The following is a 15,827-nucleotide window of genomic DNA, read 5'->3' as shown; positions in this document are numbered from 1 at the left end:
TTCAGTTAACTATTTCCATAGTTGGATATTTTCTTTTATCATTTGAATTTCAAGCTCGTTCATTTTCATTTCATAGTCAGAAAAGGTTTCTGGTTCAGAAGCAAATCCATAACTAGAAAATGTTATAAGAGTCGTTAAGACTAGAGCTACAAATGACCATAAACCGAATGTTTTCAATACTTTATCCATATGCGCCTCCTTTTTGACACCTGTAAGATAATATAACAATCTTCTCGGCTTGTCAACAAGTGCATGGCAAGTCATTTAGGAAAACATTATCCTTTTAAATTTTTTACAAAATCCTGACCGAAAGTAACAACTTCCTTCTCTTGTTCACTGGTCATATTCCAGTTGATACCTAAAGGTTCACCTATGGTTTCAAAGCCAGCGTCTTCTAACATACCTTTTAGAACTTTAGGTGATTCACCAGACCAACCGAAGCAACCAAATGCTGTTGCTTTTTTATTCTTAAACTTAAGTTCATGCATATAGTGTAAAAAGCCTACGAGTGATCTTAATACACTGTTAGATACAGTTGGAGAACCTACAACTATGGCTTTGGATTTAAAGACTTCTAAAGCCAGGTCATTATCATCAGTTTTAGATATATTATAAAGCTTAACCTCAACCTCAGAATCTTCTAGCTGAATACCTTCTGCGATTTTTTCAGCCATACGTTTGGTGCCATTCCACATGGTGTCATAAATAATGGTTATTTGATTTTCTTGATAAGCTTCACACCAGTCCTGGTACTTTGAAACAATTTGAAGTGGATTATCACGCCAGATGATACCGTGTGATGTTGCAATGATATCAATTGCCAAGTTCATACCTATGATTTCATCAAGTTTTCTCTTTAAAATCATAGAAAAAGGATTGAGTATATTGGCATAGTATTTCATGGCCTCAGTATACAAATCACATTGGTCCACAAGGTCATTAAATAGATACTCGCTGGCATAGTGCTGACCAAAGGCATCATTAGAGAACAAAATATTATCGCCTGTCATATAGGTTGCCATAGAGTCTGGCCAGTGAAGCATACGCATCTCAACGAAAACAAGCTGCTTGCCATTACCAATATCCAGTGTATCACCTGTCTTTACCACATTTAAGTTCCATTCTTGATGGTATTGACCATTAAGAGATCCAATGGCATTCTTTGAACAGTAGATTGGTGTGTCTGGAATTTTTTCCATCAATCTCTGAAGGGCACCTGAATGATCATTTTCCCCATGATTGATGACAATATAATCAATGGCATTTAAATCTATTTCGCTTTCAAGATTTTTAACAAACTCGTCTGCAAAAGGAGACCATACCGTATCAATTAGTACAGTTTTCTCTTCTTGAATCAAGTATGAATTGTAGCTTGAACCATTGTGTGTTGACAACTCTTCTCCATGAAACTTCCTTAGTTCCCAGTCGATTTTACCTACCCAGTGTACATTTCCTTTAATATGTTTTTTCATCGCATCCTCCATTATATATAAAAACCAACTTATATATACCCAGACTTGAAACGAAAAATCATTATTCCATATAAAGATATGGATCTACTGGAATATCATTGATCATAATTTCAAAATGCAAGTGAGGTCCAGTTGAATTACCTGTAGAACCAACTAAGGCAACCTGCTCATATTGAGAAACAACCTGTCCGACTACCACAAGTATTTTGCTGTTATGACCATATCTTGTTTTAAAGCCATTGCCATGATCAATCTCTACCAAGTAGCCGTAAGATCCCCACCAGCCTGCATATGTAACAGTACCACCATCGGATGCCCTTATACTGGTACCAGTATTGGCTGCCATATCAATACCTCTGTGCTGGGCATTCCAGCGGGGACCAAATTCTGATGTCAAGACATAGTTCTCAAGAGGGCTAATAAAAGTACCTAAAGCACCTTTTTCAGGAAGGGCTTTCGTTCCAGATGCAATTATTGCATTTACTGGACTTACCATGATGCTTTCATCGACAATTTCGCGCCCAACTTCCTTGCCATCTAATTTTTCAACTTCAGCTGTCACTTTCACAGAACCATTAGAGCCATAGGAAATGGTCTTATAAGTGCCCACATAAAGACTGTCATCGTTTTGATAAGTATAACCTTTTTCAATCACTTCATCATAGGTGATTGTTTCTACAGTCCTTATGGTCATCTCTGGTTCTGGCACTGTGACTATCAGCTCTTCTCCTATTTGAACATAAGCATCACGACCTTCTAAGTCTGGATTCATCTCATAAAGTGACTTTAAAGACATTTCATGATCCTGAGCAATTGTTCCAGGTACATCACCTGCTTGAACTTCATACATTTTAGGTTTCTCAGTTTTCTTTGTAATCTCATCAATGGCTTGTTCAACTGGCAGAACGTCTTCCCTGTCGGTTAAATCCACTGATGCAGTCATAGGTTCTATAATTTCAACGCTTTTGACAGATTGGTCCTGTAAAAGATAAGAAACTTCTATCTTACCATCTCTTATAGCCACAACGGCTTCTACATCCTTGTCCAAAAGTGTTTCAATGGATGACTTGATAACCTGGCAAGCTTCTTCTTCACTGCCTAAGATCCATGATCTTTCACCTATACTGAGCTCTATGACCTCTTCTATATTCTCCAGTAGAAGTGTCTCATATTTATCTTCGATCTTACTTAGGAGTTTTTCCATTTCAAGTGTCTGTACATCCTCTAAAATAGGGGTTTGTTCAAGCTCAAGCCTTATGTCTTCGTCCGTGTTATTTTCTATCCATGATTCATCTACTTTACCCACACTATAGCCAATGCTTTCTCCATTTAGACTCACTTCATATGCTTGAATCTCTGTTTTTGCTTCCTGAGAGCTGCAAGCTGTTAACCCTAGTGTTAGTGCAATTATTACCAGTCCATTTCTTCTAAAAAAAGCCATATTTCCTCCTAACTCACCAAACCAATATAACATGCTTATGTGTCAGTAAAGTGACAGGAACTATCTGAACATTCGCAAAATATTAAATAAATGTCCTTTTTATTCATTTCGATTGTCTAAATGCTTTTTTTCTGTCAAAATTAAATGGGGAAAAGAAAGGAGCAAAAATGACTGAAAGATTAAAAAGAAACCAAGTACCAGAAAAAATGACTTGGGATACCGACGCATTATTTAAATCAAATGAAGCTTTTTATCAGACATTGAAAGAAGCTGAGGAGGATACAGAAAAGCTTTTGGCTTATAAGGGTAAGCTTTTAGAGAGTCCTGAAATACTTTATCAAGGCATTGTTGACTTAGAAAAGTTGATTGTTAAACTAAGTGCCTTAGGTACCTTTACAGGCTTAAAACAAAGTGTAGATGCCACAGACACATCTAATCAAGAATTGGCAATGACATTTTCAAGTGCTGCAACTAAAATACAAGCTGACATTACCTTCTTTGATAATGAAATCTCATCTATCGGCAAAGACAAATATGATACATTCTTTAAAGAAGAACCTAAATTAGAAACATACAGACCTTTTATTGAGGAACTCTATGAAAAAAGTAAGTATAAGTTATCAGATGATGCAGAAGAGCTTTTAGCTGCTTTAGGCGAAGTAACTGAAGCACCTTTTACAACATATTCAATTTCTAAGGCTGCTGATATGCAGTTTGATGATATCAAGGATTCGAAAGGCAAGATCCTTCCAAATTCATTTGCCTTATTTGAAGGCAAGTACGAATTCAGTGATGATCCTGTACTTAGAAAAAATGCTTATGAATCATTTAACAAGACACTTGAGCAATACAAGAATACATATGCTTCTGTATATGCAACAGAAGTTAAAAAGCAAGTAACCCTATCTAAACTACGTGGTTATGAATCTGTAACAGATATGCTTTTAGAGGAGCAAAAGGTTACAAAAGAAATGTATCATCGTCAAATCGATGTCATCTACAATGAACTTGCACCTCATATGAGAAAGTTTGCAGACTTACTAAAAAAAGAACTCAACTTAGATAAGGTCAACTTCTATGACTTAAAAGCACCAATGGATACATCATACAATCCATCTGCAACTTTTGATGAAGCTAAAGAAGTCGTTCTTAAATCTCTTGAGATTATGGGTGAGGAATACCTTTCTATCATGAATCGTGCTTTTGACGAAAGATGGATAGACTATGCAGATAACATTGGTAAACGTACGGGTGCTTTCTGTGCATCACCTTATGCAGCTCATCCATATGTCTTTATGACCTTCCAAGACAATATGAGAGATGCCTTTACTTTAACACACGAACTGGGTCATGCAGGTCACTTCTACTTGGCTAATAAAGAACAAGTTTTCTTAAATACAAGACCATCTAGATACACTGTAGAGGCACCTTCAACCATGAACGAAATGTTACTCGGCAGGTATCTGCTTGCTAATAACGACGACAAGCAACTTAAGAAATGGGTTATTCTTCAGTTTATGGGTACCTACTATCATAATTTTGTAACCCACTTACTAGAAGCTGCCTACCAAAGAAAGGTTTATGACTTCGCTGAAGCTGGCACGCCGCTTACAGCAAAACTATTATGCGATACCAAGCTAGAAGTTATCAGAGGCTTCTGGGGAGATTCTGTAGAAGTCGATGACCATGCAGGTATGACATGGATGAGACAGCCTCACTACTATATGGGCCTATACCCTTATACCTATTCAGCAGGTCTTACAGCTTCTACGGCTGTATCAGAAATGATTTTTGAAGAAGGCCAAGCCGCTATTGACAGATGGCTAGAAATGCTTAGAACTGGTGGTAAACTTAAGCCACTTGATCTTTTAAAAGTCGCAGGAATGGATTTATCTAGTGATGCGCCTGTTCAAAAGGCTGTTGCCTATGTTGGCAGCCTAATTGATCAACTTATTGAATTATGTGATTAAAATAGAGAGTCCTATATGGACTCTCTTACTATATTCTTACCATTTGCTTTAGCCAAGTACATAAGCTCATCAACTCGACCTAAAAGTGTCTTAAAGCTGTCATCATGTCTTTTGCTTGTGACACCAATACTGATGGTCACCTTATTGGTTTTAAGTATATCCGCTTGTGACACCTTGATTCTAATTCTTTCTGCCAAACTAACAACGTGGTCATAATGGTGGTCTTCTAAAAGAATTAGAAACTCTTCTCCACCCCATCTAGAAAACTTAGCTCTTGTCGGAAGTTCTTCTTTTACAATCTGGCAGATGGCAACCAAAACATCATCACCTACTGCGTGACCATAAACATCATTGATCAACTTAAAATCATCAACATCCCACATGATTACCGAAAGCTTGTTAGTAAAATTACTTCTCATATATTCAGAAAGCACACGTCTATTTAAAGTATCGGTTAGGAAGTCATACTCTGCATGATAGGATGCCTTTTCAAGAGCTGACTTTAAGGCTGATTCATCTCTTCCAATGATGTATTCATACATGTATAAGGCAAGTACAACTGCTATAAAGCCAATAACGATATTAGAATGGTTAAAAAAGCTGGCTATAGAAGCATTGTAATACCTAAAATCAGGCGTAAATACATGACCATAAGAAGCCACTTCTAAGTAAAAATAGACCAGAAGATTTGATATTGCATATATAAACCTTTGGGCTGTTTTATCTCTGCTAAAATATACAAAAGGAAAAACAGAAAAAGTAATAAAGAACTTTTGAAAGCCATAATCCGGACCTAAATAAAAATAGGTCACATAAAAGACCGATATCATACTGAAGATTAATAAGATGTGAATGCTGTATTTGGTTGTGCCTTTCTTATTTAAAAACCAAGCTGACACGATAATCAAAGCACATAGGTTTCTGACCCAAGACATTTCAAATGCCAGATCCCGTGCAAAGAAATAGAACATAATATCATAAATAAGTATGTTAAAGGCCGCAACAAAAATAGAACCATTCAAAACTTTCAGTCTAGCTTCATCACTGAGTTTCATATTTTCGACTATGCCTGCACCAAGAATGTAGTTTAATATCCTCATAAGCCTCCAAACTGTATACTATCATTATACAGAGTGTTAGGTACCACTACAATTTGTCATAAAATTAATTTTCCAAATTAATGTTCCAAAAAGCCTTTATCATAGGAATTTCTAAATTATTTTTCTTTGTAGCTAGATAAATCTTTCTGGGTATGGTTTCCTTAAGAGTTATGATGTCAAAATCGGTTTCATACTTTAAAAGAGATGATTCTGGAAGCAGGGCTATCCCCAAACCTTTCTCAATAAAAGCAAGTATGGTTTGATTGGTCTTAACAATATATCTTGTATTAGGCTTCACATTGTACTTCTTAAAAATTCTACTCATGTATGGGTTTGGATAGTGCTCAGAGATAATAAAAGGATACTCTTCGATAACCTTAATAGACACTTCTTTGGGTAACTTATACTTCTTAGGAGCAATCAGTTTGACTCTGTCAGTAAATAAAAAGATACGCTCATGCTCTTCTAAGAATTCTTCTATCAAAAGACCAATATCAATAATGCCATCTTCAAGCCATTTCTGTATTTCATAATAGTGACCTTCTTTGATGAAAATCTGTATATTGGGATATTCCATAGCATATCTTTTAATAAGATCAGGTAAAAGTAAGGCTGAAGCAGAAGTAAAACTGCCTATGATTAACTTACCTGTCTGAAGATTGTTGTAGGTGTTTACTAGATTCTCTAACCTCCTATTCTGACTTAAAACAGCCAAAATTTCTGGTCTGACCCTTTCTCCAAATCTAGACAATTCAACACCTTGTTTGTGTCTGATAAACAAGTCGCCACCAAACTCCTCTTCTAAGGTTTTTATAGATTTACTGACTGCAGCTTGACTCATATTTAATAGCACGGATGCTTTTGAAAAGCTCATGGTTTCTGACACGACTTTAAAGACTTCATACTTGACTAAACTCATAGAACCTCCATAACTTTTAGTTATACATATCATAATTATAATTCGTTTTAGTTATTTAAACAAGTAGGTTACAATGACCCTAGGAGGACATGATTATGAAATCACTTAAAAGACGTATCCTTGAAACAATGTTGGCAATGCTTATTACTTCTACTGGTATTGTTATGATGATGAAGGCAGAACTCGGTTTAAATCCTTGGTGGACATTAACAACTGGCGTAAGTGAACTTACAGGTCTATCACTGGGCTTGGTTGTTCAGTGTGCTGGTTTTCTACTTATCATTGTTGCCCTATTTCTAGGCGTTAAACCAGGCATAACTACTGTTCTGGATATGTTTCTTATAGGACTATATATAGATATACTCAATAAAATAGTACCAAGTTTACCAAACAATCTCATACTTCAATTATTAGCCTGCATCATGGGTGTTATAGTATTTTCACTAGGTGTAAGTTTGACTGTCAGCATAGGGCTTGGTGCAGGTCCAAAAGATTCATTTACCTTTGCAGTAATGAAGAAAACTCATACCAGTGTTGGCAAAATGAAACTTGTCGTTGAATCGTCAACTTTTATCATAGGTCTCTTACTGGGTGGCCCATTTGGTATAGGAACCATCGTAGCAACCGTTCTGACTGGACATATGCAATCATATTTCTATAAGAAGCTAAATTACAATCCAGAAGCAATTATATAAACAAGAAAAACTCTCACTTGTAATATAGGGTAAAACTTAATTAATATATGTAGGTGAAATTGATATTTACGTGATGTATTGCATATTTTTTAGGGCGGATACCCTGAAGGGTAGTCCCCACGCAAGACGAGAACAAGTTTTTTTGCTTTCCACTTTATCTTACAGCTGAGCTTCTAGTATTTCAGATTCAGACCTGTGTTCCATCTTCGAGAGAACTCAGCTTTGGTGAAATCCTGAAGCTTATCTGCAAAGATGCCACTCAGGCAACTTTTGCAAAATCCTAAAACCTCACCCCTTTTCTTCATAATTACAGAACTTCTCTTAAGTAGTTTAAGAGCATTAGCTCATTCACATGCAGCTATACTACAAGCTTATGAGCTGTATCAGCAAGAGCCATTACTCCATCTGCAGTAATGGCTTTTGATTTAAACGGGGCAAATTGCCCCGTAAAAAGATATAGATTTGAATTAGTGACGTTCATGTCTAAGACGTTCATAACCTGAACTATAGAGAGCCTCATAACTAATAAAATTGCCTAGGTAAAAACTAGGCAATTTAAAGGAAAATGTTTTGCTTATAAACTCACTTGAATATTTAAATAAACTTGCTAATGAAGTACATCGCAATAGGACTGAGACAAGTTATGATAACATACATTTTTGCTTGTAAAGCCGTATTCTCAATCGATTGAGAATATATTAGATATAAAGATAATATTATGTTTTGCATTAATGCAAAGATCAATACATCAACATAATTAAAGTAAATTTTACCAATTTGGTGTTGCTTAAATATTACTACACAGGCATAACCAAAATAAGTGGCCCACATTACTCCAACTATGTTTAACCGTTTTTCCTCAATGATTCGTTTATAAATTATAAGCGACGATACAATAGCTACGATGCTAATAATAACCATAATTCCCTATTCTTCCTTTACCATTCCGAAGTATAATAAACATTTGTAGCAGCATAAGAGTCGTGACTTGGGTTCCAGTACCATATTTGGACATACTTATAGTATCTTGGAATATCATCATTTTCATATTTCCATCTTGAAAAATATGCGTACGGTTGAGGATTATATCTTAAAAATGCATACATTAACCCTACTACACCACCAACTACTATACCTGTATATGGATTTGTTAACAAAACTTTTAAGATTAATCCTGTTGCATATCCTACAGTTCCACTTTCAACCGCATTGAGGACTTTTTCAGTAAATCTTACGTCACCATCTACAATGGATATTAATTGATTGTAATCGCCAGAAGAACCATAGATAGGATTTTCTGAGTATGTAGTTCCTCCACTCTTTGAAGTAACTTCTTTTGTATCCATATTGAAAGTTGCAATCACTTCATTATCTTCATTATAAACTTTAGAGGATTTTTCATCAAATGTCGCTTTTTCTTTTACACCTTTTTCATTAGACATAGTAATCACTCTTTGTCCCTTTTCGTTTTGAATTTCATAGGTATAAAGTTCATTCTCAATCTCGTATACTAACGTACCATATATTACGCCATTTACTTCGTATGACGTATTTTTTACTAGTTCAACATTTGGTGTATCAATGAGCGGCTTTTGATCTGCATGTGCATAAATAACCGTGTTTTACATAATTAATGTTAGAATTAAAATAAAAGAAATTATTTTTTTCATTATTTTCTCCTTCTCATATCATTTTTTAATAGGTTGTTGCAAAATACGCTACAACACTTGTAAATACTCTATTCCCGTCTATTGAAATAGCATATTTTTCTCCAATTTGGGTATAAATATATTACAAACCTGTGCATAACTCCAACATAATGCACATACCACAGAAAGGAGAAAAATAATGCTAAATCTCGCTAATCAAATTACTATTTTTGAGCTTGATAAAGAAATAAATGAACTGACATTATCTCACGAATTTGTCCTGTTCGATTTATTTGAGTCCTTTATCGATCTCAAGAGTTTAATTCCTCTGTCTTTTTATCAAGACTACTATCACCATCTAGGTAGAGAGCGTACATTTCCACTTGAAGGTATGATTAAAGCTATACTTATCGCTGATTTAATTGGTATCTCTTCGACTACTCTTTTGCTTCACTTTATTCGTATGTCTCATGAGTTCAGAGACTTTTTAAGATTTCCTAGAACACCCCATAAATCTAGATTTACACGTTTTAAACTGCAGTTTTATGATCATATTAATGATATGTTTCATCATCTTGTTGATTATACTGATATATATGCTCATTCTACTGATAAAAAATTAGCTAATATTCTGGTTACTGATATAACTGGATTTGAGCTCTATGTTAAGGAAAACAATCCTAAATTCTACCAACAGCTTCTCAAGGCATCCAAGACCTTTGCAAAAGTATATCCAAATGAGAAATTTGACCCTGAAAAACACGCCCAAAGTAGAATGCCTAAAACAAGTGCTGCCAATCCTGATGCAAAATTCACATACCTAAATGGTCATTTTGGTTACTATAGAAAATCAATTATTTCAACTAACGGTTTTGGATTAATCCGAGACATTAACTTTATTAATTCAAACAACGACTTAGTAGAAGATCTCTCGCCAAAAGAAATCAAAGATTTATACGATTCTAAATCACTCATACCAAGTCTAGAAACTTATTTTCATTTACATCCAACACATAATTACGACTACTTTCTTGGTGATTCCGCATTTGATGCAGATGATAATTATGCCTATCTACACAATCGAAAAATTATGCCTATAATACCACTTAATCCAAGAAACTCTTCTAATTTGCCACAACCAAGTATTTCTAATGGTTTACCAATGTGCCCTTATAATCCTGAACTTCCCATGAAATTTACAGGTTTTATATATGCTAGTAACAGAGCCGATAGAGCACAATATATTTGTCCCAAAAGAACCAAAAAGATGATTAAAGGTGTCAATCACATCTTTCTTGATTGTGATAATCCATGTACTGATGCTCCTCATGGTAGAATCAAAAACATCACCATTAACCATAACTATCGTTTTTACTCTGCTATGAGTAGAGATAGCGAGGAATGGATTGAACTATATAAAATCCGTACCGTTAGCGAAAGAACAATTCACCAGTTAAAATCATTCATTAATCTTAATGATTCTAAAGTTAGAAACACTATGACACTTCAGGCGAATGTGTTATTAGCCGGTATAGCTCAACTTGTAGCATTTCTTATTCTCTATCATAGTAAGCTTGCCAAAGGACCACTTGCCATAAGAACTTTAATCTCATAATCTAAAAGGATCAAACTGCATCCTTCTTATTTTAATGTCTTTTTTTATGTTTATAGCTTGGTAATCTTATAATTTGCCTGTGGATAACTAGCAATTATTTTATGCAACTCTTATATATCATTTTTTAAATTAGTTTTCATTTTTTAGGTTTTGCCTATATCCAATCTGTGAGTTAATCCAAAATATCCTCCTTCACTATATAAAACAGTTTAATATCACATTTTGTTACACCATTTTGATTTATTTTATCAGAAATTTTAAAATGTGTTATGTGTGATTACAAATATATGCTGTTCAGAATACATAGAAGTTGGATATATAGATTGTACTAGGCATCTAAGATCGCTTAAATTTACTCGTGATCATAGATAAACTTGAATCTCAAGAATCTTTGAAATCTTTACTTAAAATTTTGATTTAAGCAAGTACTGCTTTGAGGATAATAATGATTAAAATTTAGTTTAATTAGTGAATGAATAAGGACTTCCTTAAATTCGGAGTTTTTTTAGTCTATGTCTCTAACTGCAATCACATAATTATAGAGATATCTTAAATCACCTTGTGGCCCCAAATAAGAAGGATAGTCACTTGCATTTCCTGATTTAGGGTCACTTCTTACTGCACCAGCCCCATGAACATCTAAAAGTTCACCACGCATCATGCCCTGAGCTTTACCAAATGCGACATAAGAAGCACTCGATGCTGTATTCATACCATCTTGGTGGGTGGTACTTGACCAATAATACCCATAGTTTTTTTGCCCCTCCGGATCCATAATTTGTGTTAATGTAAACATACCGTCGATAGCAGGTGACCCTGAAGTCTCAACACTTTTTGTGTAATCCACAATACTTTGCAGTTCCTTAATATTCGGTAGTCTCCAGTCCTCATGACCTGCGAGTTTTAGAGATTCCGCATATTCTAAGGCCTCTTCCCAATCTCTTGTAATCCCATCATCACTTATTTGCCACATAAGGCCGGTAGACAAATCACTGACACTACCATCGCCATTGTTAATCAATTGATTTTGACCATATGATTCATTGCCCCTAACCAAACGGACATACATGAGTTTGTCACTCTTAAGTCTAGGATCATATTTAGGATAACCCTTGATACGTCCATCTATGAAGTTTACACCAAATGCTGTATCATCATTTTGCATGGTCTTTCCTACATACTCAGTACCTGACCAGGTTTGAGCATCTATGTCTCTTTCGCCAATACTTGTATCACCTAGCGGTTGATCAAAATAATCAGTATCAATATAGAGCTCTTTAGCCACTTCCCCACCGGACATACCCGTAAAGAGGATCAGTGAAAAGAGTTCCTTTATAGATGGTAAGCGCCAGTCAGAATAGCCACCCAACTTGCTTTCATTTGCATATATAAGGGCTTGATCAAAGGACATTTTTTCGTCCATGGTCTGTTGCCACATAAGACCTGTAACCGTGTCTAATACGGTGCCATCACCATTGTCTATATAAGATGGCTGATTGCCTTCATAATGGCCGTCTTGTCCATAAAAACTGGAATCTTCCGAAAGCCAAGAAACCTTACTTACGTCTGTAAAAAGTCTTTCTAATCCAGTATCTACAAGAGGATAAGTTAAACTAGAGATATAAACATCACGGGTAGAGTCATTCCATGTAACAACTGCACCTGTTGCTTCTGCAACAAAAGCTAGAGGCACCATGGTCCTGCTGTCTTTGATATAAGCTGGTGAATCGAGCATTACCATAGTGTCATTTACATAGGCAATAGAAGAATCGATTGTCAGTTCAATTGTAAGTCCTTCTTTACTTGCCGTCACCTTTCTTAAGATGCCATCCCACTCAACTGTCATTTCAAGCTTGTCAAAAATAAGCTTTAAGGGCACCATGGTTCTTTGATTTTTTATTTCTGGAACCACATCAAATTCTACTTCTTGTCCATCGATGAATACTTCAATGACATCCGAACTCATGCCTAGTAAACTGATAGATAATACGACGCTTAACAATAAAACACATAATTTTTTCATAGTTCTGTCCTCCATACATACACTATATGCCCCAAATGTATGAAAAGTATGTGAGTTTTATTACAAAAAAAATAAGTCCCCATATAATATGAGGACATCATTCCTATTCAATAGGCTTTAGTTTTGCAGTAAAGTGTCTTAATACAGGTGCTTGCCATGTAATTTCATAACCTTTGATTTCACTTGCTCTTTCCTTAATATTCTTAAGTGCTTCAGCAATAACATCAAAGTGTGCCTGTGTATAAACTCTTCTTGGAATCGCAAGTCTAGTAAATTCCATTTCTGATTCTAACTGCTCACCTGTCTCAGGATCTAAGTCAAGTAAGTAAGAACCAATATCACATGCTCTAATACCTGCTTCTAGGTATAACTCACATGCTAGGGCCTGACCTGGGAATTGGTAGTATGGAATATGAGGTAACAATGCTTTAGCATCTAAGAATACTGCGTGACCACCAACTGGGTATTGGAATGGAACGCCTAACTCTTTTAATCTACCACCTAAGTATTCAATTTGACCAACTCTGTATTTTAAGTAGTCTTTGTCAAGACCTTCATATAAACCAATAGATAAAGCTTCTAAGTCTCTACCTGCTAAACCACCATAAGTTACGAAACCTTCGTAAGGGATTGTTAAACCTTTTACCTTGATGTATAATTCTTCAGAGTCTTTAACACCAATTAAACCACCCATGTTTACAATAGCATCTTTTTTAGCCGACATAGTAAAGGCTTCAGCATATGAGAACATTTCTCTTACGATATCGATGATTTCTTTATCTTGATAACCTTCTTCACGCTCTCTGATGAAGTGAGCATTTTCAGCATATCTTGCAGCATCAATAATCATAGGGATACCATGCTTATCAGCAATAGCCTTAGTTGTTCTTAAGTTTTCCATAGATACAGGTTGACCACCAGCAGAGTTGTTAGTGATCGTCATGATGATAACACCGATTTGATCTGCACCAACTTCATTGATGTAAGCTTCTAATCTTTTAGTATCCATGTTGCCTTTAAATGGTAAGTATGTAGAAGTATCTTTAGCTTCTGGCACAACAATATCAATTGCCTTAGCACCTAATAAACCTACATGACCTCTAGTTGTGTCAAAGTGCATGTTAGAAACACATTTTTGACCCTTTTTTAAATAACTTGGTAATAATACTTGCTCAGCAGCTCTACCCTGGTGAACTGGTTGACCAAACTCATAACCGAAGATATCTTTAACAGCCTTCATTAATTTTCTATAGCCTCTTGCACCTGCATAAGACTCGTCACCAGCCATCATACCAGCCCATTGAGTATCACTCATAGCACCAGTACCTGAATCTGTTAAACAATCAATATAAACATCATCTGAATCCAAACCAAACACATTGTAGTTAGCTGCCTTTAGTTTTTCTTCTCTTTCTTCTCTTGTTGTCATCTTTAACGGTTCAACCATTTTAATCTTAAAAGGTTCCGCTACATATTTAACCATATTACTGCCTCCTCTTAATAATTTAATATAATCCATCTACATTTAGGCTATCATTAAAGCAATGCGCCGTATAGTGTCTTTAATTTGACTTTAATCCGAATATCTTTTAGGATAATATCAGGAGGTCATTATGAAGATTGGTATAGTAGGACACGAAGATAACATCGAACGTATACAAGAAGTCTTGAAAAAAAAGTTTAACTTTATAGAAGGTCATCCCATCAAGATGCATAACATGAGTCAGATCAACACGACCATCAGTTACATCAAGGAGCACTTTGAAGATTTTGAGGGTATCATATTTACTGGTAAGTTCCCATATGAAATCATCAACCATAATATGCACTCTAAATTACCATGGGTTTATCTTGAAAACGATGAGAGTCAACTACAAAGAATCCTTTTAGAAGCAACGCTTAAAAAATACCTTAATGTAAAAAACATCACCATAGATTCTTATGATATAGCAACTGTTAATGAAATCTACAGGGGTTTTGGTTTTTCACCTGACGATTTCACCCTCTATACATCCAATATCAACACATTGTCCAATCACCTTATTAAAAACCTCTATGATTTTCATAAAAAGCAACACATCTTAAGTCAGACAACTGCCATCACAGGTATTTCTACTGTTTATAAGATGCTACAAGAAGACCATGTACCTTCTATGCTTTTAACACCTAATAGGGTGTCTATTGTCAATAAAATTCATGCCCTGCTAGAAAAAATAAAAACGCAGACCATGAGCATCAATCAAATTGTCGTTATATCTGTGGAACATGATCTAGGTAATGACTATGATTTAGATTTAGAAAATGACTACGGTATTATGCTGATGAAGACTAAGATTACTGAGGAAATCTACAAGTTTGCCCAATCGATACAAGCGGCTGTTGTAGAAAATGAAAAATCCTATATGCTCTTTACTACAAGAAAGATACTTGAGTATGAGACCAAAAACCTTAGAGAACTTCCCATACTTAATAAGGTCAAAAGAAGAACCAATCATACCATTTCCATGGGAATCGGCTTTGGTATGACAGCTAGAGAGGCAAAGTCAAATGCCTATTTAGGTAAAAACAAGGCCATAAAGATGGGAGGTAATCAATGTTTTGTGGTCTATGATAAAAATAAAATGGACAGAGTTACTCCTCTTGATCAAAAAGAAGATAGGATGTCAGACTACAACTTCAAAAGCATCTCAGAAGCAACAGGTATCAGCGTTAATAATATTTATCAACTGAAGTCCATCATGGATCTCTATAAAAAAGATACCTTTACCAGTCAGGAACTATCTAAGGAGTTCGGTAATTCACTAAGAAGCATGAACAGAATCATCGAAAAGCTTGAACTTGCAGGCTACATTGAAGTTGTGGGTAAGAGAATCATAGGTAAAGCTGGCAGACCCAGTCGTGTACTAAAACTGCTCATCTAAAAAACTTCTCTTTCGAGAAGCT

12 protein-coding genes are annotated in these 15,827 nt (G+C 35.4%); 4 read left to right on the top strand and 8 right to left on the bottom strand.

Annotation, left to right across the window (positions count from 1 at the left end):
- Positions 1–9: 9 nt before the first annotated feature.
- The 3 genes from EZV73_RS12580 to EZV73_RS12570 form a co-directional block, all read right to left on the bottom strand.
- Positions 10–189, bottom strand: coding sequence for a hypothetical protein (locus tag EZV73_RS12580; protein ID WP_240840680.1), 180 nt, complete (start codon positions 187–189; stop codon positions 10–12).
- A gap of 86 nt (positions 190–275) precedes the next feature.
- Positions 276–1,472 (bottom strand): anaerobic nitric oxide reductase flavorubredoxin, encoded by a 1,197-nt coding sequence (locus EZV73_RS12575; RefSeq protein ID WP_240840679.1) that lies wholly within the window; start codon positions 1,470–1,472, stop codon positions 276–278.
- 61 nt (positions 1,473–1,533) lie between these two features.
- Positions 1,534–2,913 (bottom strand): M23 family metallopeptidase, encoded by a 1,380-nt coding sequence (locus EZV73_RS12570; protein ID WP_240840678.1) that lies wholly within the window; start codon positions 2,911–2,913, stop codon positions 1,534–1,536.
- A gap of 167 nt (positions 2,914–3,080) precedes the next feature.
- On the opposite strand from EZV73_RS12570, the gene pepF reads away from it, so the two are divergent.
- Complete coding sequence (gene pepF / locus EZV73_RS12565) at positions 3,081–4,883, top strand: oligoendopeptidase F (protein WP_240840677.1); 1,803 nt, start codon at positions 3,081–3,083, stop codon at positions 4,881–4,883.
- Between the two features lie 11 nt (positions 4,884–4,894).
- On the opposite strand, the gene EZV73_RS12560 is transcribed toward pepF, so the two are convergent.
- Positions 4,895–5,983 (bottom strand): GGDEF domain-containing protein, encoded by a 1,089-nt coding sequence (locus EZV73_RS12560; RefSeq protein ID WP_240840676.1) that lies wholly within the window; start codon positions 5,981–5,983, stop codon positions 4,895–4,897.
- A 64-nt stretch (positions 5,984–6,047) separates the two neighbouring features.
- Complete coding sequence (locus EZV73_RS12555) at positions 6,048–6,902, bottom strand: LysR family transcriptional regulator (RefSeq protein WP_240840675.1); 855 nt, start codon at positions 6,900–6,902, stop codon at positions 6,048–6,050.
- Between the two features lie 95 nt (positions 6,903–6,997).
- On the opposite strand from EZV73_RS12555, the gene EZV73_RS12550 reads away from it, so the two are divergent.
- The gene (locus tag EZV73_RS12550; RefSeq protein ID WP_240840674.1) at positions 6,998–7,597 is read left to right on the top strand and encodes a YitT family protein; all 600 of its coding nucleotides are present in this window, start codon (positions 6,998–7,000) and stop codon (positions 7,595–7,597) included.
- Positions 7,598–8,535: 938 nt separating this feature from the next.
- On the opposite strand, the gene EZV73_RS12545 is transcribed toward EZV73_RS12550, so the two are convergent.
- A complete protein-coding gene (locus EZV73_RS12545; protein WP_240840673.1) occupies positions 8,536–9,039 on the bottom strand; it encodes a hypothetical protein in 504 nt (167 codons plus the stop codon).
- Between the two features lie 406 nt (positions 9,040–9,445).
- Here EZV73_RS12545 and EZV73_RS12540 point away from each other — a divergent pair, with 406 nt between their 5' ends.
- A complete protein-coding gene (locus EZV73_RS12540; RefSeq protein WP_240840672.1) occupies positions 9,446–10,861 on the top strand; it encodes a transposase in 1,416 nt (471 codons plus the stop codon).
- 505 nt (positions 10,862–11,366) lie between these two features.
- Here the strand turns inward: EZV73_RS12540 and EZV73_RS12535 are convergent.
- Together EZV73_RS12535 and EZV73_RS12530 are read right to left on the bottom strand one after the other, a co-directional pair.
- Entirely contained in the window at positions 11,367–12,884 is a 1,518-nt protein-coding gene (locus tag EZV73_RS12535; RefSeq protein WP_240840671.1) for a DUF1566 domain-containing protein, read from the bottom strand.
- A 103-nt stretch (positions 12,885–12,987) separates the two neighbouring features.
- On the bottom strand, positions 12,988–14,367 hold the full coding sequence (locus tag EZV73_RS12530) for a tryptophanase (protein WP_240840670.1): 1,380 nt from the start codon (positions 14,365–14,367) through the stop codon (positions 12,988–12,990).
- Between the two features lie 130 nt (positions 14,368–14,497).
- Between EZV73_RS12530 and EZV73_RS12525 the strand changes: the two genes are divergently transcribed.
- Positions 14,498–15,805, top strand: coding sequence for a helix-turn-helix domain-containing protein (locus EZV73_RS12525; RefSeq protein WP_240840669.1), 1,308 nt, complete (start codon positions 14,498–14,500; stop codon positions 15,803–15,805).
- The last annotated feature ends 22 nt before the right edge of the window (positions 15,806–15,827 follow it).

The organism is Acidaminobacter sp. JC074, from assembly GCF_022496765.1.
GTDB lineage: Bacteria > Bacillota > Clostridia > Peptostreptococcales > Acidaminobacteraceae > JABXKX01.
This window is presented reverse-complemented; position numbering and strand designations above follow the sequence as displayed.